Genomic DNA, 20,117 nt, shown 5'->3' with positions numbered 1-20,117 from the left:
CCGTGTGCGGCGGCCACTGGTTACCGGTGGCCGCCGACCCATCTCCCCAGCTCATAGCCGCAGATCAGGAGTAGTCGCGGAAACCCTTGCCGGTCTTCCGGCCGAGTCGCCCCGCGGTGACGAGGTGCTCGAGGAGCGGGGCCGGGGCGAAGCCCGCTTCGCGGAACTCCAGGTACAGGGTGCGTTCGATCGCGAGCGACACGTCGAGGCCGACGACGTCGAGCAGCTCGAACGGGCCCATCGGCAGGCCGCAGCCGACCTTCATGGCGTTGTCGATGTCGTCGGCGTCGGCGTAGTGGGCCTCGAGCATCTTGACGGCGTCGTTGAGGTACGGGAACAGCAGCGCGTTGACGATGAACCCGGCCCGGTCGCCGCAGTGCACCGGCTGCTTGCCGAGGTCGAGGCACACCCGGCGCGCGGTGGCGACGACGTCGGCCGACGTCGAGATGGTGTCGACGACCTCGACCAGCTTCATCACCTGGGCGGGGTTGAAGAAGTGCAGGCCGACGACGTCGCCGGGCCTGCCGGTGGCCGCGGCGCACTCGATGACCGGCAGCGACGACGTGGTGGTCGCGAGGATCGCGCCGGGCTTGCAGACCTCGTCCAACGCCTGGAACACGGACTTCTTGACGGCCAGATCCTCGGCGACGGCCTCGACCAGCAGGTCGCAGTCGGCCAGCTCCTCGAACTCCACGGCGGGCGAGACGCGGCCCAGCACGGCTGCGGCGTCCACTTCGGACAGTCGCCCCTTCGACACGGCCCGCTCCAGCGACTTGCGGACCTTCGCCAGCGCGCTTTCGGCCTTCTCGACCGTGCGGGCGCGCAGCACGACGTCGTAGCCGCGCTTGGCGAACACCTCGACGATGCCGGTGGCCATCGTGCCGGTGCCGATGACCCCGACCCGCTGGACCTCGCGCGTCGGGACCGCGTCGGAGGCCGCCGCGGGCGTGTGCACGTCCGGGACGACGGTGGACGAGTCGGGGGCGTCGTAGGTGTAGAAACCGCGGCCGGACTTCCGGCCGAGCAGCCCGGCGGTGATCATCTGCTTGAGCACCGGGGCCGGGGCGTGCAACCGGTTGCGGGACTGGTGGTACATCGTGTCGAGGATCTCGTAGGCCGTGTCGAGACCGATGAGGTCGAGCAGCGCCAGCGGGCCCATCGGGTAGCCGCAGCCGTAGCGCATGGCGGCGTCGAGGTCTTCCCTTGTGGCGTAACGGGATTCGTACATCCGCACGGCGTGGTTGAGGTAGCCGAACAGCAGCGCGTTGGCGATGAACCCGGCCCGGTCGCCGATCACGACGGGGGTCTTGCCGAGCCGTTCCACCAGCGCCACGACGTCCGCGACGACGTCGGGTTCGGTGACCACGGACCGGATGACCTCGACCAGCTTGAGCACCTGGGTCGGGTTGAAGAAGTGCAGGCCGACGACCTTGCCGGGGCGTCCGGTGTGGACACCGATCTCGGTGATCGACAGCGATGACGTGTTGGACGCGAAAACGGTGTCGGGCGGGCAGATCCGGTCGAGTTCGGCGAGCACGGACGCCTTGAGGTCCATGCGCTCGGGCACGGCCTCGACCACGAGGTCGCAGCCCGCGAGGTCCCCGAGCGACGTGCCGGTGCTGATCCGGCCGAGCAGTTCGGCCTTGCCCGCCGCGTCCAGCTTGCCGCGCTCGACGGCCCGCGCGGTCGAGTGCTCCAGGTGGCCGCGACCGCGTTCGAGACCCTCGTCGTCCACGTCCACCGCGATCACGGTGAGCCCGGTGCGGGCGAACACCTCGGCGATGCCCGCGCCCATCGTGCCGAGTCCGACCACTCCGACCGTGCTGAACTGGCGCGCCACGACGACCTCCCGGTGCTACCGAACGGTAACTTGTGGCGACTATGCCACGGACCGGGTGTTCTGCCGGGTGACGTTCACCATCGGGATCGTGCAAGTTACCGGTTCACTCGTCGAAACCGCGCTCCGCCAGCTCCTCGATGCGCCGCAACGCCTCCTCGGCGTCCACGCCGCTGGCCACGACCTCGATCCGCGCGCCGCCCGGCGCTCCGAGGCCCATCAGCGCCAGCACGCTCTTCGCGTCGGCCTCGTCGCCGCCGAACCGCACGAGCACGTCCGCGTCCAGCCCGGCGACCGTGCGGGCCAGCAGCGCCGACGGCCGCGCGTGCAGCCCGACCTCGTTGGTCAGCACCACGTCCAGGCTCGCCGCGTTCGTCACCAGCCGCAGCGACGGGCGGCGCGCGGCGGGTGGCGGCGCTCCGGGCGTTGCGCTCGCCGCCGCCACGGCCACCTCCGCCATCGACGCGCCGCCCTGTGCGGCCACGGCGGCGGCCACCGCGCCCTCCACGAGCGGCGCGTCGACCACGAGCACCCGCCCGTCGTCGTTCTCCTCCACCGCCATCTCGGCGACCATCTTGGCGCTGCCCAGGTCGTAGAGCACGACCACGCCCGCGCCGGAGTCCGCTTCGGCCATGGCGACGGAGACGGCGGCGTAGTCCGTGCCCAGCCCGCCCTCGCCGTCCCCGCCCGCGGGCAGCACGACGACGTCCGGGGCCATCTGCCCGGCCAGTTCCGCGACGCCCTCGGCCAGCTTCCGGCTGTGCGACACGACGACCATCCCGACCAGGTGCGCGAGAGCGGTCATCGGTGGCCGCTCGCCACGTCGGCGAAGGTGCGCAGCAGGAGCGCCGTGGAGCGGGCTCCGGGGTCCATGTGCCCGACGCTGCGCTCGCCCAGGTACGACGCGCGCCCCTTGCGGGCCAGCACGAGCACGGTGGAGTCCGCGCCCTCGGCCGCCGCGTCGGCCGCGGCCCGCAGCAGCGCGGGGACGTCCTCGCCGCGTTCGGCAGCGGACTCGGCGGCCAGCACGGCAGGCAGCAGCGCGTCCACCATCGTCTTGTCGCCGCGCTCCGCCTTGCCGCGGGCGACCACGCCGTCCAGCGCCGCGCGCAGGGCGACCGCCACGGTGGGCGCGTCCAGTTCACCGGTGTCCTTGACCGCCGTCGCGGCCCGCAGGAACGCCGTGCCGTAGAGCGGCCCGGCCGCGCCGCCGACCTTGGAGATCAGCGTCATCGCGACCAGTTTCAGCACCCCGCCGGGTGAGTCCGGGGCGTCGCGCTCCATCGCCGTCACGAGCGCCGCGAAGCCGCGGTGCATGTTCTCGCCGTGGTCGCCGTCGCCGATCTCGCGGTCGAGCCTGCTCAGCTCGTCGCGGTGCTCCTCCAGCACCTTGGCCGCCGTCCGCATCGCGACGGCCACCCCGTGCCCCGAACACGCCACCACGGTCAGACCCCCCAGCGGAGGGCGGCTGTGTGGACGGGCGCGTCCCACAGCTCGACCAGCTCGTCGTCCAGCTTCAGCAGGGTGAGGCTCATGCCCTGCATCTCCAGACTGGTGACGAAGGGACCGACCAACCGCCGTTCCACCACGATTCCCCGTTCCGCCAGCAACCGCTCCGCGATGCCGTGCGCCAAGTAGAGCTCGATGAGCGGGGTCCCGCCCATCCCGTTGGTGAACAGCAGGACCCGGTCGCCCGCCGCGAAGGGCAGGTCGTCCAGGATCGGGTCCAGCAGGCTCTTGACCATCTCGTCGGCGGTGCCGATCTTCACCCGGCGCCTGCCCGGCTCGCCGTGGATGCCGATGCCCAGCTCGATCTCGTCGTCGGCCAGGGTGAAGCCGGGCTCGCCCGCGTGCGGCACGGTGCCCGCCGCGAGCGCGAGGCCCATCGACCGGACCTGGCCGATCACCTTGCGCGCCAACGCCTCGCAGCCGTCGAGGTCGGCACCGCGCTCGGCGGCGGCCCCGACGACCTTCTCCAGCAGCAGCGTCCCGCCGACCCCGCGCCTGCCCGCCGTGTAGAGCGAGTCGGTGACGGCCACGTCGTCGTCGATCACGACGCTGCGGACCGCAACGCCGTCGGCCTCGGCCAGCTCGGCGGCGGTCTCGAAGTTGAGCACGTCGCCGGTGTAGTTCTTCACGATGAGGAGGGCGCCCGCGCCGCCGTCGGTCTTCTGCACGGCGGCCTGGACCTGGTCAGGGGTGGGCGAGGTGAACACGTGGCCGGGACAGGCGGCGTCGAGCATCCCCCGGCCGACGAAGCCGCCGTGCAGGGGTTCGTGGCCCGCGCCGCCGCCGGAGATGATCGCCACCTTGCCGGGCACGGGGGCGTCCGCCCGCACGACCACCGCCGGGTCGAGCTGGACCTCGATGAGGTCCGGGTGCGCCGAGGCCATCCCCTTCAGGGACTCCTCGACCACTGTGGACGGATCGTTGATGATCTTCTTCATCGTTGCCCTCCCGATCGCCGCTGACCGATGCCATTAGTACCCCACGTCACGAGCGGTCGTAACGGCACAAATACCTCGACTAGGGTTAGGCGAACCTAATAATCGCAGTTCAGTGACCTTGAGTAGCGAAGGATTCGCCCAGTGTCGAAGCGAAGGACCCTGTGGGCGGCGGCCGTCGCCTGCGCGCTCACCCTGACCGCGTGCGGCCAGACGGCCCAACCCGCCGGGCAGCCCGCCGTGGCGCAGGGCGGAGCGGAGTTCGGCCAGGCGGGCGACAAGAGCAAGACGTTCGGCACCGACGCCAAGCCCGGCGAGTTCCCCCGGACGATCCGCCACGCGATGGGCGAGACGAAGCTGGAGAAGAAGCCGGAGCGGGTCGTCGTGCTCGACGGCGGCGAACTGGACAACGTCGTCGCGCTCGGCATCAAGCCCGTCGGCGTCGCGTTCCCCGACGGCGCTCCGACGATGCCGCCCTACATCGGCGACCGGGCGGGCACGCCGGAGAACGTCGGCTCGATCAGCGCGCTCAACCTGGAGGCCATCGCCAAGCTCCAGCCGGACCTCATCCTCGGATCGCAACTGCGCGCGGAAGCCCAGTACGCCAAGCTCTCCGCCATCGCGCCGACCGTGTTCGCGATCCGCCCCGGCTACCCGTGGAAGGAGAACTTCCGGCTCAACTCCGCCGCGCTCGACCGCGTCGCGGACGCCCAGCAGATGCTCGCCGACTACGCGAAGCACGCCGAGGACGTCGGCGCCAAGATCGAGCAGCAGTTCGGCAAGCGCCCCACCATCTCCATGGTCCGCTTCCTCGCGGGCAAGACCCGGCTGTACGCCAAGAAGTCGTTCATCGGCACGATCCTGATCGACGCGAAGCTGCCGCAGCCGGAGAGCCAGCAGGTCGACGACCTCGCGGTGGAGGTCAGCACCGAGCAGATCGGCAAGGCCGACGCCGACTGGATCCTCTACGCCACCTACGGCGACGCGTCGAAGACCGCGCAGCAGGAGATCCTCGCCGGGCCGCTGTGGGCGGGCCTGACCGCGGTGAAGGCGGGTCACGCGAAGCCGGTCGCGGACGAGACCTGGTTCCTCGGGCTGGGCGTCATCGGCGCCGAGGCCGTGCTGACCGACCTGGAGAAGCAGGTCGCCAAGTGAGCCGGGGCCCGGCGCGGAGGTCTCCGCACCGGGCCCGGCACCCCGCTCCGGGGTGGCGTGGTCGCGCCACCCCGGTCAGCGGCCGTAGAGCATCCTGGTGAGCCGGACGACGTGGCGCACGGTGCGCGAGCCCCGCTCGTAGGTCATCGGGTTCAGCATCGCCCGGAAGCGCAGCCGGGTCACGGACTGCGGGCTGGCGAACTCGCGCAGGCCGTCCTCGCCGTGGATGCGGCCGAACCCGGAGTCGCCGACGCCGCCGAACGGCAGGCCGGGGATCGCCGCGAACGCCAGCACGGCGTTCACCGACACCATGCCGCAGCGCATCTTGCGGGCCAACTCCTCGCCGCGACCGCGGGAGAACACCGAGCCGCCGAGCCCGTAGCGCAGCGCGTTGGCCAGCCGGACGCCCTCGTCCGCGTCCGCCACCCTGGTGATCACCAGCGTCGGCCCGAACGTCTCCTCGGTCACGGCCGTGGACTCCTCCGGCACGTCCACGAGCACGATCGGCGCCACGTACGGCGGCCGGATCGAGTCCAGCCCGCCGACGACGGCCCGCCCGCCGCGGTCCAGCGCGTCCCGCACGTGCGCCTGGATGACCTCGACCTGGCGCGGCATGGTGATCGGCCCGAACGGGGCGTTCGGCTCGCCACCGGGCCGCAGCTTCGACGCCTGCTTGGTGACCAGCTCGATGAACTGGTCGGCCACGGCCTCGGCCACGTAGACGCGTTCCACGCCCGCGCAGGTCTGGCCGGAGTTGAAGATCCCGCCCCACACCGCCGCCGCGGCGGCGGCCTTCACGTCCGCGTCGTCCGCGACGATCAGCGCGTCCTTGCCTCCGCACTCCACCAGCACCGGCGTCAGCGTCTCGGCGCAGGCCGCCATGACGCGCTTGCCGGTCGGCGTGGACCCGGTGAACGCGACCTTGTCGACCCCGGCCCGGCACAGCGCCGCGCCGGTCTCGCCGAAGCCCGTCACGACCTGGAACAGGGCGGCGTGCTCGGGTGAGGCCTCGGCGAACGTCCTGGCGAGGAACTCGCCGACGCCGGGCGTGTACTCGCTGGGCTTGAACACCACGGCGTTGCCCGCGGCGATCGCGTACGCGATCGACCCCATCGGCGTGAACGCCGGGTAGTTCCACGGGCCGATCACGCCGACCACGCCGAGCGGCTTGTACTCGATGCTCGCGGAGTGGTTGTACATGAGCATCCCGGGCGACACGCGGCGCTTGCCGAGCACCCTGCTGGCGTTCTTGCCCGCCCAGTGCAGGTGGTCGATGACCAGCGCCAGCTCGGTACGGGCGTCGTCGGCCGACTTGCCGGTCTCGTTGCTGATCAGCGACTGGAACTCGTCCAGCTTGCGGACCAGGAGCTTGCGCCACTCGGTGATCCGCGCACGCCTGCCGTCGAAGCCCAGCGCGGCCCACTCCGCGGCGGCCGTGCGGGCGCGCAGCACGGCGGCCTCGACGTCGGCGGCGGTGTGCACCGGGTGGTGGCCGACGACCTCGCCCGTGCGCGGGTCCAGTGAGGCGAACCGCGTCTGCTCGCCGTCCGCTTCGGCGGACTCGGCCGGGGCGGTCTGCGTCATGAGCCCTCCAGAGGTGCTGCGGCGGTGCGGCTGGTTACCCAAGAGTAGGGGAATTCGGCGCCGCCGTAAGCCCCCGTCAGGCCCTCGGGAGCTTCGGGAGCAGCGCCTTGGCGAACGACTGGGCCTTGGCGCAGCGGTCGAACTCCGCCTTCTTCGGTCCCGCGGACTTCACCTCGACCACCTCGCCGTCGTTGTCCTCACCCCTCAACTGGACCCACTTGATCGTGCACGACGGGAACGAGGTGGTGGTCTGGACCTGGTACGCCTTCACCCCTCCGAGGTCGATCTCGGTCTGCTTGGAGTCGAACTTGTCGTCCTTCGGGACGAACCCGCCGCGGAAGTCGAGGGTCATCTCGGCGTCGTCGCCGACCCACGAGCAGTTGTGCAGGCCGTACGGGTAGACGCGCGGGGACTTGTCCGTCGCCTCGAGCACGGCGGCGTCCGACGGCAGCGCGCACGGGTCGACCGTGATCACCGAGCCCTTGGCGGCGGTCCGGGAGGCGTTCTTGCCCTTGGCCAGCGCCACGACGGACTCGGCGACCTTGCGGCCCGGCACGCAGCCGTCGCCGTCCTTGTAGCCGATCTGCACGGTGAACGCGAGGCCCGGCTCGTCCTGGGTGATCACCGAGACGAAGCACGCGCTGCCTTCGAGCACCTGCTCGTAGCTGCGGTACCCGGCGATCTTCTTGTCCGCCTTCTTGATCTCGCTGGTCACGGTCTGGCCGACCTCGACGGTGATCGAGAGGTCCTTGCCGTCCTTGTCCTTCATGAAGTTGGAGCAGCGGCTGAAGCCGCCGGGCACGGCGTCGTCCGGCTTGCCCAGCTCCTTGAGCGCGTCGTCGTCCAGGAGCTTGCACGGGTCGAGCAGCCGCAGCTTGTCCACGGCGAACGCCGGGTCGACCGGGTCGCCCGTGGTGGGGGACCCGGTGATGGGTTTCTCCGACGGGTCGGCCGCGTTCGCCTGGATGGTGCTGCGCGGGAACGGCGGCTGCTTCGCGAGCGCGTTCGACCCGCAGCCCGCAACGAGCAGGGCGAGCGCGCTGAGGGCGGCGGCGACCGCGGGGACGGGGCGGGCGAGACGGGGCACGAGGTGCACGGTAGCGAGCGCCGCCGACGTGTACAGACTGAACCGGCACTTCGATACCAACCGGACACGGACGGCGTGGGCGAGGTCACGAACGGGTTCGGGAACGATTCAGAAGATCGTCTCGATGTACTTGGTGACAGGAAATCCCGATCGAGAGGAACACCTTGGGCAAGCACAGGAGCACGCGTTCGATGATCGGCCGCACCTTCGGCCGCGCGGTCCGCTGGATCGACGACTGGACCGTCGAGGCCTTCAACCCGATTTACCCGCACCACAAGCGCAGGTAGACCGGCCGGGACCACCGGGGTCCCGACCGGTCACGAGTCTGGCAGCGTCGCCAGGGCTCAGTGCGCTCCCCCGGCGGGCTCCTCCTCCGCGGAAACCTCATCCGGCACGATCAGCGGCTTCGTGAACGTCCACACGCCGAAGAACGCGGCCAGCACGAGCATCCCGAGCCCGGACCAGAGGTTGATGTTCAACCCGTCCGCCTTGGCCAGGTCCTCGTCGCTGGTGAACCCGAACCCCACGATCGTCAGCACCACGCCGTAGATCCCGAAGAGCACGGCGATGATCAGGCGGAGGTCGAACAGACCCGCCCTGTGGCTCTTCCCAGCCATGTTCACGACCTCCCTCAGCCGAAGATGATGTAGAGCGCGGTGGTCAGGACGAGCACCCCGCCGCCGAGCAGCGCGGGCGAGCGGTACCAGCCCGCGTCGTCACCGGTGGTGGAGTGCGTGCGGTCGGCCTTGGGCGTGAGGCTGTAGACCAGCCCGCCCAACTGCTTCTCCGGCACCGGCTTGGTGAACATCGTCACGACCACGCTGACCACGATGTCCAGCACGAACGCCACGCTCGCGCCGACGAAGCTGGCGCCCTGGCCCGGCAGGTCGAGCACGCCGAGCAGCTTCGGGTCAGCCATGACGAAGACCGCGACCGCGCCGAGCGTGCCCGCCACGAGGCCGATCCAGCCCGCCGCCGCGGACATCCTCTTCCAGAACATGCCGAGGATGAACGTGGCGAACAGCGGCGCGTTGAAGAACGAGAACAGCGCCTGGATGTAGTCCATGATGTTGCCGTAGCCCGACGCGATGAACGCCGTGCCGATCGCGATGATCGTGCCGCCGATCGTGGCCAGCCTGCCGACCCTCAGGTAGTACTCGTCCGGCCGGTCCTTCTTGACGTAGTCCTGCCACAGGTCGTAGGTGAAGACCGTGTTGAACGAGCTGACGTTCGCCGCCACACCGGCCATGAACGACGCCAGCAGGCCGGTGATCGCGATGCCGAGCATTCCGTTGGGCAGCAGCTCGCGGATGAGCAGCGGCAGCGTCTCGTTGTAGGTGATGCCACCGGAGTCGCCGCCCTCGTTGAGGGCTTGGACCTGCGGGATCACCACGGCGGCGATCATGCCGGGGATGATGATGATGAACGGGATGAGTGCCTTGGGGAACGCGCCGATGATGGGCGTGCGCCGGGCGGCGGACATGCTCTTCGCCGACAGGGCCCGCTGGACCTCGGCGAAGTTCGTCGTCCAGTACCCGAACGAGAGCACGAAGCCGAGGCCGAACACGATGCCGATCACGCTGAGCACCGGGTTCGCGATGCCGGTCAGCTCGGTCGCGGGCCAGGCGCCCAGCTCCTCGCCCGCGCCCTTCGCGGTCAGCTTGTCGACCAGCCCGTTCCAGCCGCCGACCTTGTGCAGGCCGACGATCGTCAGCGGCAGCAGGGCCGCGACGATCACGAAGAACTGGAGCACCTCGTTGTAGATCGCGGCCGACAGACCGCCGAGGGTGGTGTAGGTCAGCACGACCAGCGCCGCGATGACGATCGACAGCGGGATCGGCCAGCCGAGCAGCAGGTTCAGCAGCAGCGCCAGCGCGTAGAGGTTGACGCCCGCGATCAGCACCTGGGCGAGGGCGAAGCTCAGCGCGTTGACGAGGTGGGCGCCGGTGCCGAAGCGGCGGCGCAGGAACTCGGGGACGCTCCGGACCTTCGAGCCGTAGTAGAACGGCATCATCACCAGGCCGAGGAACACCATGGCCGGGATCGCGCCGATCCAGTAGTAGTGCACGGTCGGCAGGCCGTACTGGGCGCCGTTCGCCGCCATGCCCAGCAGTTCGATGGCGCCGAGGTTCGCGGAGATGAACGCCAGGCCCGTCACCCAGGCCGGGAGTGATCGTCCGGACAGCAGGAAGTCCAGGCTCGTCGAGACGGAGCGTCTCGCCATCACACCGATGCCCAGGACCACCGCGAAGTAGATGACCAGCAGGATGTAGTCGAGCGGATTCGCGTCCAGCCGAAGATCCGCCTGAGCCAGTACGGGCACCAGCGCCCACCTCCCAAACGAGCCAACCAAACCAACAAACTCAAACAAGAAACATCAGGAGTGGACGCTACCTCAGAGCGCCACCACCGCCTCGACCGGACGCTAGTTCACCCCGGACCTGCGCGCTGATCAGTGATCGCCGAGTCGGGATTTGAACGCGACACCGCACATCCCCGTACTTCCGGTCATAGCCAACGCCACAGTGACGTGAGGTGATCGGTGTGCCCCTCCTGACCGCGAACGGTGCCGCGTACTCGGCACGGGAACTGACCCCGTGGGAGTTGGACGAGTACACGAGGGGCGGTGGCTACGACGTCCGCTTCCTGATCCGCGGCATCGGCTACCCCGCCAGCCCGAAGTGCGTCAGCCACTACCCCGGCTCGCTCGACCGCCACCGCGCGGCGGGCCGGATCGTGCTGTTGAGGCACCGCGTCGGCACCGACGACTTCGCGGGCGGCTGGGACGCGGGCCAGGCCCACGCCCGTGCCGCGCTCGCCGACGCGCGCATCGAGGGCTACCCCGAGAACCTGCCCCTGATCTTCACCTGCGACCGCAGGCTCGACGAGGTCGACCGCGACGAGATCCCCCTGTCCACCGCGCTCTCCTACCTCGACGGCGTCGCCGACGTCATCGGCTTCGACCGCACCTGGTGCTCCGGCTACGCCGACCTCGTGCACGTCGCCCAGGACATCGGGGCTGCCGCGGGGTTCGTGCTGCGTGGCCCGGAAACCGGTGTGCGCGACGGCATCGCGTTCCACCGCTCCGACGGCGAGCGCATCTTCCCCGGCCGGATCGAGGCCGACCTGCTCAAGGCGTACGTCGATCTCGACGCCTTCGAAGGAGACGACTTCCTCATGGGCTTGGAGCCGTGGCAGCAGGAGCGCATGTACGACCGGATCATGTCGATGAGCGCGGGCGTGGCCGGTGAGAGCTTCAACGGCCGCCAGTTCGAGCACCACGAGCAGCGGCTCGCGGGCATCGACCACAAGCTCGACGTCATCGGCGGGGTGCTGACCAGGCTGGCCATGCGGGATGGCGGCCTGGACCTCACCGACGAGGAGACGGCGATGCTCGCGTCCCGGCTCGGCTCGCCGACGACGTCGGACCTCGGCGACCTGGCCGACCACCTGTCCCTGCACCTGGACCTGGGGCGCGACACCGTCTACCGGGTCCTGGAGGAGCTGTACCAGCCGTCGACGGTGCGCGTCATGAAGCACGCGCGCACGCCGTCGCACGCGGCGGCCGACGACCTGTCCGGGCAGGCGTCCTGAACGCGGGAGAGGCCATTCGAGTCGGGGCACTCGACGAGGTGAGGCGCCATGACGGCTTCCTGGGTGATCTCCGCGCTGCTGGTCGCGGCGGCGGCAGCGGCGGCAGCGGCGCTGAGCCGCCGACTGCACCGAAGACGGATACGCCGCCGCACCGTGGCCAGGGTCCGCAAGTCCATCGGGAAGTGGCTGCGCCCCCTACCGGTCCACCGCTACCTGGTGGACCCGCGACAACAGCGAGCCAGAGCGAGTTGAACCACCCGAACGAGGAACGGAGGTCGTCGACCGCGATGCTGCACATCCGGACGCCTGTCCAGGACAAGCCCCTCCCCCAGCACCACCCAGCACCGGAGGACCGAACCGGCCGACAGTTTGGACGGGACATGACGGCAGGCCCACGAGAGCGCTTGATCGACAGCACCATCGCCCTGATCCGCAGAAGAGGTGTCCACGCCACCGGCCTGACCGACCTCCTGAGCCACAGCTCCACCGCGCGGCAGTCCATCTACCAGCACTTCCCCGGTGGCAAGGCGGAACTGGTCGAACAGGCCACCAAGGAGGCAGGACGGCAGATGGTGGCACTGCTGGACACCTTCGACGACGACCCGATCAGCATGGTCGACGGTCTGATCGCCTGGTGGGAGCAGGAGCTGGGCTCCACCGACTACACCTCGGGCTGCCCCGTGGTCGCGGCCGCGCTGGCCCCGTCGCCCGCCGCGGGCCGCGCGTTCTCCGCGTGGGAGAACCGCTTCACCGGCGTCCTGGTCCGCGCGGGCGTGGCCCAGTCCGCCGCGACGTCGCTGGCCACGATCACCCTCAGCGCACTGGAGGGCGCCATCGTGCTGTCACGGGCGGCGGCGTCGACGCGCCCACTGGACGACGTGCGCACCCAGCTCACGGTGCTGATCAAGGCCCAGACGTCGACCGCGCGGCCGGAACCGACCCCGCCCCCGGAGCCCACCCCGATCCGCTCGACGCCCGCCTGGGCGCCACCCGCCGCGACCCCGAAGCCGACCCCGCCCGGTTACCAGCAGGCGGTGGACGTCAGGACGGCGTGGAACGGGTACCGGCGATGAGCTGACCGCGGAGGCCGATCCCCGCGCGGGGATCGGCCTCGCCGTTCGTCAGAACAGCCGGAACTCGTCCGACTCGATGCCGCGCAGCGCGTCGTAGTCCAGGATCACGCACCGGATCCCGCGGTCCTCCGCCAGGACCCGTGCCTGCGGCTTGATCTGCTGCGCCGCGAAGATCCCGCGCACCGGCGCCAGCAGCGGATCCCGGTTCAGCAGTTCCAGGTACCTCGTCAACTGCTCGACGCCGTCGATCTCGCCGCGCCGCTTGATCTCGACGGCGACGGACACGCCCTGCTCGTCCCGGCACATCAGGTCCACGGGACCGATGGCGGTGGGGAACTCGCGGCGGACCAGCGACCAGCCCTCGCCGAGCGTGTGGACGTGCTCGGCGAGCAGCTTCTGGAGGTCCGACTCGACGCCGTCCTTGACGAGACCGGGCTCCGGGCCGAGTTCGTGCTTCGAGTCGTGCATCACCTCTTCCAAGGTGATGATCAGCTTCTCGCCCGCCTTGTTCTGGACGATCCACATGCCGGGGTCCTCGATGAGCCAGCACGGCGGGCTCATCCAGTTCAGCGGCTTGAAGGCCCGGTCGTCCGAGTGGATGGACACCGACCCGTCCGCCTTGATCAGCAGGAGCCGGTTGGCCATCGGCAGGTGGGCGGTGAGCCTGCCGACGTAGTCGACTTGGCAGCGAGCGATGACGAGACGCACCCGCGACAGGCTACGGGGTGCCACGGGAGATCCACAGCCAGGTACCGTCGCTCGCCGTGCCGGTCCTCGAACCGCTGTCGCGCACCAGGCCGTGGAACGCGGGTCCGGTGGTGTACTTCGGCTACGGGCGTCGGCGGTCGGCGTCGGCAAGGGGAGTGTGAACGTGGACTCGCTCGGATCGCGTCAGGTGTACGCGAACGCGTGGATGACCGTGCGGGAGGACCCGATCCGCCGCGCGGACGGCAGCACCGGCATCTACGGCGTGGTGGACAAGCCGGACTTCGCGCTGGTCATCCCGTTGGACGGGGAGCGGATGCGGCTGGTGGAGCAGTACCGGTACCCGATCGGGATGCGCCGGTGGGAGTTCCCGCAGGGCACGGCACCGGACCGGGCCGAGGAGACGCCCGCCGTGCTGGCCGAGCGGGAGCTGCGCGAGGAGACCGGTCTGCGGGCCGGGAAGCTGGTCGAGCTCGGCGTGCTGGACGTGGCTCCGGGCATGACGAGCCAGCGCGGCAGGGTGTTCCTCGCCACGCGGCTCGTCGAGGGCTTCCACGAGCGGGAGCACGAGGAGCAGGACATGCGCTCGGCGTGGTTCCCGCGCGGCGAGTTCGAGGCGATGATCACCCGCGGCGAGATCACCGACGCGCAGTCGATCGCCGCGTACACGATGCTCCTGCTGCACGAGCACGCGCAGCCGTGATCCGGCGGGTGACGACGGCGGTGCCCGCCGAGGACCTCGCGGACGTGCTCGTGGACGCGGTCGAGAGCGGCGCGTCCGTGGGCTTCCTGGCGGGCCTGGAGCGCGCCGAGGCCGTGGAGTGGTGGTCGCGCCTGGAACCGGCCGTCGTGGACGGCACGCTGCTGCTGTGGGTCGCGGAGGTGGACGGCCGGGTGGTCGGCACGGTCCAGGTGAGACGGGCGACCCCGCCGAACGCCCGCCACCGCGCGGAACTGGCGAAGCTGCTCGTGCACCGCTCCGCCCGCGGCCGGGGTATCGGCCGCGAACTGGTGCGCACGGCCGAACGCGGGGCGGCCGAGGCCGGAGCGTCTCTTTTGGTCCTGGACACCGAGACGGGCAGCCCGGCCGAGGGGATCTACACGTCCCTGGGCTGGACGGCGGCAGGGGTGATCCCGGACTACGCGCTCGATCCCGAAGGGAAACTCGCGCCCACTACGGTCCTGTACCGGGTGGTCACCGGGTAAGCGCAGGTCCGAGGGTCGTAGCGGTCCGTATTACCACCGCGACGCCGAGTGAGATAGGGGCTGTGGGCAAGGCGCGGAACTGCCACAGTGGTCAGCGTGCCAAACCCCGAGGCGCCGGAACCCATTCGACTGCTCGTCGTCGAGGACGACCAGGAGACGGCGGCGATGCTGGCCGAACTGTTCGCGAGCGAGGGCTACGAGGTCGACGTGGCGCTGGACGGGCAGCAGGGGCTGCACCTCGCGCTGAGCCGCAAGCCGGACATCATGGTGCTGGACCGGGGTCTGCCCGCGCTCGACGGACTGGACCTGATGGTCCGGTTGCGGCGGGTCGGCGTGACCGCGAAGATCCTGGTGCTGACCGGTCGCGGTGCCGTCGGCGACCGGGTGCAGGGGCTGAACGCCGGGGCGGACGACTACCTCGGCAAGCCGTTCGACCTGGACGAGCTGATCGCCAGGGTGCGGGCGCTGCACCGCAGGCACCTGGAGCACACCGACCTCCTCCCGCTCGGCCAGGGCCACCTCGACCTTCGGCACCGCGAAGTCCTGACGTCGACGGGTGGCGTGGTCAAGCTGTCCGCCCGCGAGTGCGACCTGCTCCGCACGCTCGCCGTCGCCCCCAACGCCATCTGCCGCCGGACCGACCTGCGCACGCAGGTGTTCCCGGAAGCCACCTCGGAGTCCATAGTGGACACATATGTGCACTACCTGCGCCGCAAGCTCGGGCGCGAGGCCATCCGGACCGTGCACGGTCTCGGCTACCGGGCGGGGAGCGTCTGATGTCCGTGATCGCGCCCGAACGCGCCGCGCTCGGCAGGGCCCGCTGGTCCATCACCGCTCGGCTCACGCTGCTGACCACGGTGATCGTGCTGCTCATCGAGTGCCTCATCTACCTCATCACCGCGAACATGCGCGAGAACGACACCCGCCGGGACCTGCTGTGGACGGTGGCGCACTCGTCGATCTCCAGCCCGCCCGCGTGCACCTGGCTGGTCGTCGAACGCGACGGCGTGGCCGCCGGGACGCCCGGTCTCCCCGCGGGTTTCCCGCTGACCGAGAGCCTGCGGACCGCCGACGGACCGAAGTTCGAGGAGGTCCACCGCGACGGGCAGGTCTACAGCGTCCTCACGCAGCGGCGCGGCGACGAGGTCGTGCAGGTCGTCTACGACGAGCGGTTCCACCTGATGGAACGGGAGAACCTGCTGTTCGCTTTCGCGCTCGCGCTGCTGCTGACGGCGCTCACGGTCGCCGTCGTCGTCGCGATGGCGAGCCGCTTCCTCTGCGAGAAGGCCATCGCGCCGCTGAACGACGCGCTGACACGGCAGCGGCGGTTCGTCGCCGACGCGAGCCACGAGCTGCGCGCGCCGCTGACCCAGCTCCACACGCGGGCGCAACTGCTGGCGCGCAAGGCGGACGCGATGGAGTGCCCGGAGGTCCTGTCCGCCGAGATGCGCAGGCTGGTCAACGGGACGCGGCAGCTCGGCGACGTGGTCGACGACCTCCTGCGCTCGGCGATCTCCGGCGAGCAGCCGCGGACGGAGGTGGTCGACCTGGCCGGGCTGGCCGACGAGGTGGTCAGGGCCGAGGACGCGCGAGCCGTCGAAACGGGACTGGTGCTGGAGGTGCTGCGCGAGCCGGGCCAGTTCCTGGTGCCCGGCGCGGAATCGGCGCTGCGCCGCGTGGTGACCGCGTTGGTGGACAACGCGATCGGCCACACGCCCGCGGGCGGCACGGTCGTCGTCGAGCTGGAGGCGCCCGCTCCGGGAACGGTCCGGCTGTCGGTCCGCGACAGCGGGGTCGGGTTCGACCAGGCGGACGGGCGGTCGCTGTTCGAGCGCTTCAGCCGCGGCTCGAACGGGCGCGGCCAGCGGTTCGGCATCGGCCTGTCGCTGGTGCGCGAGGTCGTGGAAGCCCACCGCGGCACGGTGTCCGCCGAGGGCGTGCCGGGCGCGGGCGCGGTGTTCACCGTGGACCTGCCCGCCGTGGAACCCGCGATCCCGTTGCCGCGCGCCGAGTCCGCGTCGGTGGCGCGGGCCGCGCTCTACTGGGCCAGGGGTGCCGGGGTTCACATAGCGCGGCGGTAGTCGACGACGTGGAACGGGGTCACCGGCCGCCGGGTGCGGAAGCGCTCGTCCGACGCCGAGGTGACGAGTTCGGCGGCGATGGCGGCCAGCGGCGACCCCTGCTGCCAGACCAGCATCGTCCGGCACCACAGCGGTTCGTCGGTCAGGTGCCGGAACACGACGCCGGGCACCGGACCGGTGGTGGTCGGGAACAGGCCGACGGTCGTGCCGGAGCCGACGATGGTGGCGGCGGTGCCGTGGTCGGCGCCGAAGTGGCGGAACCGCGGCGCGAACCCGGCCCGTTCGCACGCCGTGCGCAGGCTGTGCCGGAGCCCGCCCGCCTTGTCGGTCGGCGCGATCCAGTCGTAGTCGGCGAGGTGCGCGAGCCGGAGCCGGTCGCGGCCCGCTTCCGGGTGGTCGGCGTGCAGGCCGACCAGCAGCGGCTCGACGCCGAGGTCGCGGACGACGAGCCGGTGCGGACGTGGCGCCGGGGCGTCCGGGTACTCGGTGATCACCGCGAGGTCGAGCCTGGCCGTGCGCACCAGGTCCACGACGGAGTCGGAGTTCTCCTCGACGTAGGTGACCTGCTCGTGGTCCGGGAGCAGTCCGCGCAGCGCGGCCGCGACCGTGGAGATCCACGGGCTGTCCACGCCGCCCAACCGGACCGCCGTGCCGGAGCCGCCGCTGTGCGCGCGGGTCCTGGCCGACGCGATGAGGTCGTCGAACCCCGCGATCAGCACCCGCGCCCCGAGCAGGACGTGGGTGCCCAGCTCGGTCGGCTCGACCCCGTGCGGGCGGCGGATGAACAGCGGCGCGCCCAGTTCGCGCTCGATCCGGCCGAGCTGCGCGGTGAGGCCGGACTGGGCGATCCGCAGTTCGGCGGCGGCCCGGCTGATGCTGCCCGCCTCCGCCACGGCGACGACGACCTGCAAGTGCCGAAGTCCCAACTCCATGACGCCCTCACCTGTCCGGTCGGAAACACCTGATGACGAACGCGACCCCGACCAGCGACAGCAGCGTCGCCCAGATCGAGGAGGTGTACATCGCTTGCAGGAACGCGTGGTCCGCGGCGTCGACGAGCCACGGCTCGCCCGCGGCGGCGGCCACGGCCCTGGCTCCCTGCGCCGATTCCGCGGCCTGCTCGCGCAGGGCTTCCGGCAGCCGCGGCAGCGACGGCGCGATCAGCCGGTGGTAGCTCGCGATCAGCACCGAGCCGAGCACGGCGGTGCCGAGCGCGCCGCCGACCTGCCGCATGGCGCTGTTGATGGCCGCGCCCGCGCCGCTGACCCGCGGCGGCAGGACGGCCATCATCGCCGTGGTGATCGGCGCGCTGATCATGCCCATGCCGAAGCCCTGGAACAGCAGCAGCACCACCAGCAGCGGGATCGGCGTGCCCCGGTCGAACGTCAGGTAGCTCGCGAACGTGGCGATGGACAGCAGCATCCCGCCGACGACCGTCCAGCGGACCGTGAGGACGCCGGTGAGCCTGGGCGACACCAGGTTGCCGACCACGATCCCGACGGCGGCGGCGACCATCACCAGGCCCGCGCCCAGCGGCGTGAGCCCCCGGATGCCCTGGAGGTAGAACGCGGTGGCGAAGAGCTGGCCGGTGAGGCCGAAGAACGTGAACAGCAGCGCGATGCTGCCGCCGGAGAACTGCCGCACGGCGAACAGCTTGACGTCGAAGCTCGGGTGCTCGGCCGACCGCTGCACCAGCACGAACCACACCAGCAGCAGGACGCCCAGCACCAGCGGGACCAGGACGCCGACGCCGAGCCAGTCCGCGCGCTGACCGCCCTCGATGATCCCGTAGACGAGGCTCCCCAGTCCCAGCACGGAGAGCACCAGGCCGAGCGGGTCCAGCGGTCGCCGGTCGGCGAAGCGCAGCCGGGGCACGAACAGCACCACACCGATCAGGCACGCCAGCACGATCGGGACGTTGACCAGGAACACCGAGCCCCACCAGTACCGGGCCAGCAGCGCACCGCCCAGCACCGGCCCCAGCGCGACGCCGATGCCGCTGGCCGACGCCCACAGCGCGATGGCCCTGGCCCGCTGGGCCTCCGACGTGGTGCGGACGATGATCGACAGCGTGGCGGGCATGAGCAGCGCGCTGCCCAGCCCCATCAGGCCGCGCGTCACGATCAGCTCGACGGCGCTGGTGCTGAACGCCGCGAGCGCCGACGCCGCCGAGAACAGCAGCAGACCGGCGAACAGGGTGGCGCGCGGGCCGTAGCGGTCGCCGAGCGCGCCGCCCGCGAACATCGCCGAGGCGAGCACCAGCGAGTACGAACTGCCCGCCCAGGCCAGTTCACCCGCGTTCGCGCCGAGTCCGCGCACCGGGTCGGCGAGCGTCTCCAGCGCGATGTTGAGGATGGAGTTGTCGAGCCACAGGAGCGTGTTGGCTGCGACGGCGACGGCCACGACCGCCCACGTCCGCGTGACCCGCCGCCCTTCCGCGGCGACATCGGAAACCCTTTTCACCGTGCTAGCGCCCTCTTGCCCTCGACGACGATCCGCGCGTAGGTCGCCACTCTTCGGCCCAGGTATTCGGCGGTGTCGAGATCGGCCTTGTGCATCAGTTCGGGTCCTTCGTCGATGTTGGACTGCGCGGCGACGCCGTGGGAGAAGCCCAGCCGGTTCAGGTCGTTCTCGCTGCCTTTGGCGGAGTTCCACCCGGAACGCAGACCGAGGTTCACCCACACCATTCCGTGCTGGGCGGCGAAGGTGGTGAAGTATCCGAGCGTCCCGGACTTGTCGCCCGCCTTCGCGCCCGAGTTCGTGAACCCCGCCGCCAGCTTGTCCTGCCAGCGCCGGGTCAGCCAGCGCCTGCTGCTGGCCTCCGCGAACTGGTGGAACGCGGCCGACGCCGACCCCATGTACGTCGGGGCGCCGAAGATGACCGCGTCCGCGTCGTCGAGCTGGAACCACTGCTCAGGGGTGATTTCGTCCACCGCGATGGACACGACGTCGGTGTCGGCGACCTCACTGGCGCCCCGCCGCACGGCGGCGGCGAGCTTCCCCGTGTGGCCGCGCCCGTCGTGGCACGCCACGACCAGGTGCACCGGACCCGTCGACACGCTCAAGGCACTCTCCCGCTCCGTCGAGACTTGGGAACACCGTGAATCTGCCAGCAGAAAATGAGAAACTTCTTAGAACTCCGACATGGTCGTGAACCCGCCGAATGGCGGTACGGAGCCCGCGGCCGCCCGTCGGGCGTAAACAGGGGTCGTTTCGGGTGAACCGGCATAACTGACGAGTTATCGGCAAGAGTTATTTGTCCGCCGCCAACGGCCGTGACTAGCCTTGCGAACCAAGCGATTCCATTCACTTCCTTCGCTGATCCAGTTTTTGAAAAGGAGGTGTAGACGG

Annotated in this window: 20 protein-coding genes; 8 read left to right on the top strand and 12 right to left on the bottom strand. The window is 70.7% G+C overall.

Going from position 1 to position 20,117, the window contains the following annotated elements; genetic code table 11:
* Nucleotides 1-64: 64 nt before the first annotated feature.
* The 4 genes from NZH93_RS24550 to dhaK all read right to left on the bottom strand — a co-directional run bounded on the left by NZH93_RS24550 (nt 65) and on the right by dhaK (nt 4,284).
* Complete coding sequence (locus NZH93_RS24550; protein WP_259625537.1) at nt 65-1,840, bottom strand: 3-hydroxyacyl-CoA dehydrogenase family protein; 1,776 nt, start codon at nt 1,838-1,840, stop codon at nt 65-67.
* A gap of 103 nt (nt 1,841-1,943) precedes the next feature.
* Entirely contained in the window at nt 1,944-2,642 is a 699-nt protein-coding gene (dhaM, locus tag NZH93_RS24545) for a dihydroxyacetone kinase phosphoryl donor subunit DhaM (protein ID WP_259625536.1), read from the bottom strand.
* Entirely contained in the window at nt 2,639-3,277 is a 639-nt protein-coding gene (gene dhaL / locus NZH93_RS24540) for a dihydroxyacetone kinase subunit DhaL (RefSeq protein WP_259625731.1), read from the bottom strand. The genes dhaM and dhaL overlap by 4 nt, the downstream gene beginning before the upstream one ends.
* 5 nt (nt 3,278-3,282) lie before the next feature.
* Nucleotides 3,283-4,284, bottom strand: coding sequence for a dihydroxyacetone kinase subunit DhaK (dhaK, locus tag NZH93_RS24535; protein ID WP_259625535.1), 1,002 nt, complete (start codon nt 4,282-4,284; stop codon nt 3,283-3,285).
* Between the two features lie 141 nt (nt 4,285-4,425).
* Between dhaK and NZH93_RS24530 the strand changes: the two genes are divergently transcribed.
* Complete coding sequence (locus NZH93_RS24530) at nt 4,426-5,436, top strand: ABC transporter substrate-binding protein (RefSeq protein ID WP_259625534.1); 1,011 nt, start codon at nt 4,426-4,428, stop codon at nt 5,434-5,436.
* Between the two features lie 75 nt (nt 5,437-5,511).
* Here NZH93_RS24530 and NZH93_RS24525 read toward each other — a convergent pair whose 3' ends face one another.
* The 4 genes from NZH93_RS24525 to NZH93_RS24510 form a co-directional block, all read right to left on the bottom strand.
* Entirely contained in the window at nt 5,512-7,020 is a 1,509-nt protein-coding gene (locus NZH93_RS24525) for an aldehyde dehydrogenase family protein (RefSeq protein WP_259625533.1), read from the bottom strand.
* 76 nt (nt 7,021-7,096) lie between these two features.
* Nucleotides 7,097-8,107: a DUF3558 family protein gene (locus NZH93_RS24520; protein WP_259625532.1), complete on the bottom strand. Its 1,011-nt coding sequence runs from the start codon at nt 8,105-8,107 to the stop codon at nt 7,097-7,099.
* Between the two features lie 344 nt (nt 8,108-8,451).
* Entirely contained in the window at nt 8,452-8,724 is a 273-nt protein-coding gene (locus NZH93_RS24515) for a hypothetical protein (protein WP_259625531.1), read from the bottom strand.
* A gap of 14 nt (nt 8,725-8,738) precedes the next feature.
* On the bottom strand, nt 8,739-10,430 hold the full coding sequence (locus NZH93_RS24510; RefSeq protein ID WP_259625530.1) for a sodium:solute symporter family protein: 1,692 nt from the start codon (nt 10,428-10,430) through the stop codon (nt 8,739-8,741).
* 221 nt (nt 10,431-10,651) lie between these two features.
* Between NZH93_RS24510 and NZH93_RS24505 the strand changes: the two genes are divergently transcribed.
* The 3 genes from NZH93_RS24505 to NZH93_RS24495 all read left to right on the top strand — a co-directional run bounded on the left by NZH93_RS24505 (nt 10,652) and on the right by NZH93_RS24495 (nt 12,774).
* The gene (locus NZH93_RS24505; RefSeq protein ID WP_259625529.1) at nt 10,652-11,701 is read left to right on the top strand and encodes a hypothetical protein; all 1,050 of its coding nucleotides are present in this window, start codon (nt 10,652-10,654) and stop codon (nt 11,699-11,701) included.
* Nucleotides 11,702-11,749: 48 nt separating this feature from the next.
* Complete coding sequence (locus tag NZH93_RS24500; protein WP_259625528.1) at nt 11,750-11,953, top strand: hypothetical protein; 204 nt, start codon at nt 11,750-11,752, stop codon at nt 11,951-11,953.
* A 152-nt stretch (nt 11,954-12,105) separates the two neighbouring features.
* The gene (locus NZH93_RS24495) at nt 12,106-12,774 is read left to right on the top strand and encodes a TetR/AcrR family transcriptional regulator (protein ID WP_259625527.1); all 669 of its coding nucleotides are present in this window, start codon (nt 12,106-12,108) and stop codon (nt 12,772-12,774) included.
* Between the two features lie 48 nt (nt 12,775-12,822).
* Here the strand turns inward: NZH93_RS24495 and nucS are convergent, their stop codons facing one another.
* Nucleotides 12,823-13,482, bottom strand: a complete 660-nt coding sequence (gene nucS, locus NZH93_RS24490; RefSeq protein WP_259625526.1) for an endonuclease NucS — start codon at nt 13,480-13,482, stop codon at nt 12,823-12,825.
* Nucleotides 13,483-13,645: 163 nt separating this feature from the next.
* Here nucS and NZH93_RS24485 point away from each other — a divergent pair, with 163 nt between their 5' ends.
* The 4 genes from NZH93_RS24485 (at nt 13,646) to NZH93_RS24470 (ending at nt 16,766) form a co-directional block, all read left to right on the top strand.
* On the top strand, nt 13,646-14,182 hold the full coding sequence (locus NZH93_RS24485; protein ID WP_259625525.1) for an NUDIX domain-containing protein: 537 nt from the start codon (nt 13,646-13,648) through the stop codon (nt 14,180-14,182).
* Complete coding sequence (locus NZH93_RS24480) at nt 14,179-14,685, top strand: GNAT family N-acetyltransferase (RefSeq protein ID WP_259625524.1); 507 nt, start codon at nt 14,179-14,181, stop codon at nt 14,683-14,685. The genes NZH93_RS24485 and NZH93_RS24480 overlap by 4 nt, the downstream gene beginning before the upstream one ends.
* Before the next feature lie 96 nt (nt 14,686-14,781).
* The gene (locus NZH93_RS24475; RefSeq protein ID WP_308214235.1) at nt 14,782-15,462 is read left to right on the top strand and encodes a response regulator transcription factor; all 681 of its coding nucleotides are present in this window, start codon (nt 14,782-14,784) and stop codon (nt 15,460-15,462) included.
* Nucleotides 15,462-16,766: a sensor histidine kinase gene (locus NZH93_RS24470; protein WP_259625523.1), complete on the top strand. Its 1,305-nt coding sequence runs from the start codon at nt 15,462-15,464 to the stop codon at nt 16,764-16,766. The genes NZH93_RS24475 and NZH93_RS24470 overlap by 1 nt, the downstream gene beginning before the upstream one ends.
* On the opposite strand, the gene NZH93_RS24465 is transcribed toward NZH93_RS24470, so the two are convergent.
* Genes NZH93_RS24465 through NZH93_RS24455 form a run of 3 tightly spaced genes read right to left on the bottom strand, consistent with a single transcriptional unit; the run spans nt 16,748 to nt 19,825 of the window.
* Complete coding sequence (locus NZH93_RS24465) at nt 16,748-17,698, bottom strand: LysR family transcriptional regulator (protein WP_259625522.1); 951 nt, start codon at nt 17,696-17,698, stop codon at nt 16,748-16,750. The genes NZH93_RS24470 and NZH93_RS24465 overlap by 19 nt on opposite strands.
* Nucleotides 17,699-17,705: 7 nt before the next feature.
* Complete coding sequence (locus NZH93_RS24460) at nt 17,706-19,229, bottom strand: MFS transporter (RefSeq protein WP_259625521.1); 1,524 nt, start codon at nt 19,227-19,229, stop codon at nt 17,706-17,708.
* A complete protein-coding gene (locus tag NZH93_RS24455) occupies nt 19,226-19,825 on the bottom strand; it encodes a flavodoxin family protein (RefSeq protein WP_259625729.1) in 600 nt (199 codons plus the stop codon). Before NZH93_RS24455 ends, NZH93_RS24460 begins: the two co-directional genes overlap by 4 nt.
* Nucleotides 19,826-20,117 lie beyond the last annotated feature (292 nt).

The sequence above is a fragment of the Umezawaea endophytica genome (assembly GCF_025061645.1).
Taxonomy (GTDB): Bacteria; Actinomycetota; Actinomycetes; order Mycobacteriales; family Pseudonocardiaceae; genus Umezawaea; species Umezawaea endophytica.
The sequence above is the reverse complement of the archived record's forward strand: the minus strand, read 5'-3'. Positions and strand labels throughout refer to the sequence as shown.

Bases quoted from the DNA above. Each gene is read 5' to 3' on its own strand.
- dhaK (WP_259625535.1), bottom strand. From the start codon at position 4,284: ATGAAGAAGATCATCAACGATCCGTCCACAGTGGTCGAGGAGTCCCTG.
- NZH93_RS24465 (WP_259625522.1), bottom strand. From the start codon at position 17,698: ATGGAGTTGGGACTTCGGCACTTGCAGGTCGTCGTCGCCGTGGCGGAG.
- dhaM (WP_259625536.1), bottom strand. From the start codon at position 2,642: ATGACCGCTCTCGCGCACCTGGTCGGGATGGTCGTCGTGTCGCACAGC.
- NZH93_RS24500 (WP_259625528.1), top strand. From the start codon at position 11,750: ATGACGGCTTCCTGGGTGATCTCCGCGCTGCTGGTCGCGGCGGCGGCA.
- NZH93_RS24515 (WP_259625531.1), bottom strand. From the start codon at position 8,724: ATGGCTGGGAAGAGCCACAGGGCGGGTCTGTTCGACCTCCGCCTGATC.
- NZH93_RS24470 (WP_259625523.1), top strand. From the start codon at position 15,462: ATGTCCGTGATCGCGCCCGAACGCGCCGCGCTCGGCAGGGCCCGCTGG.
- NZH93_RS24525 (WP_259625533.1), bottom strand. From the start codon at position 7,020: ATGACGCAGACCGCCCCGGCCGAGTCCGCCGAAGCGGACGGCGAGCAG.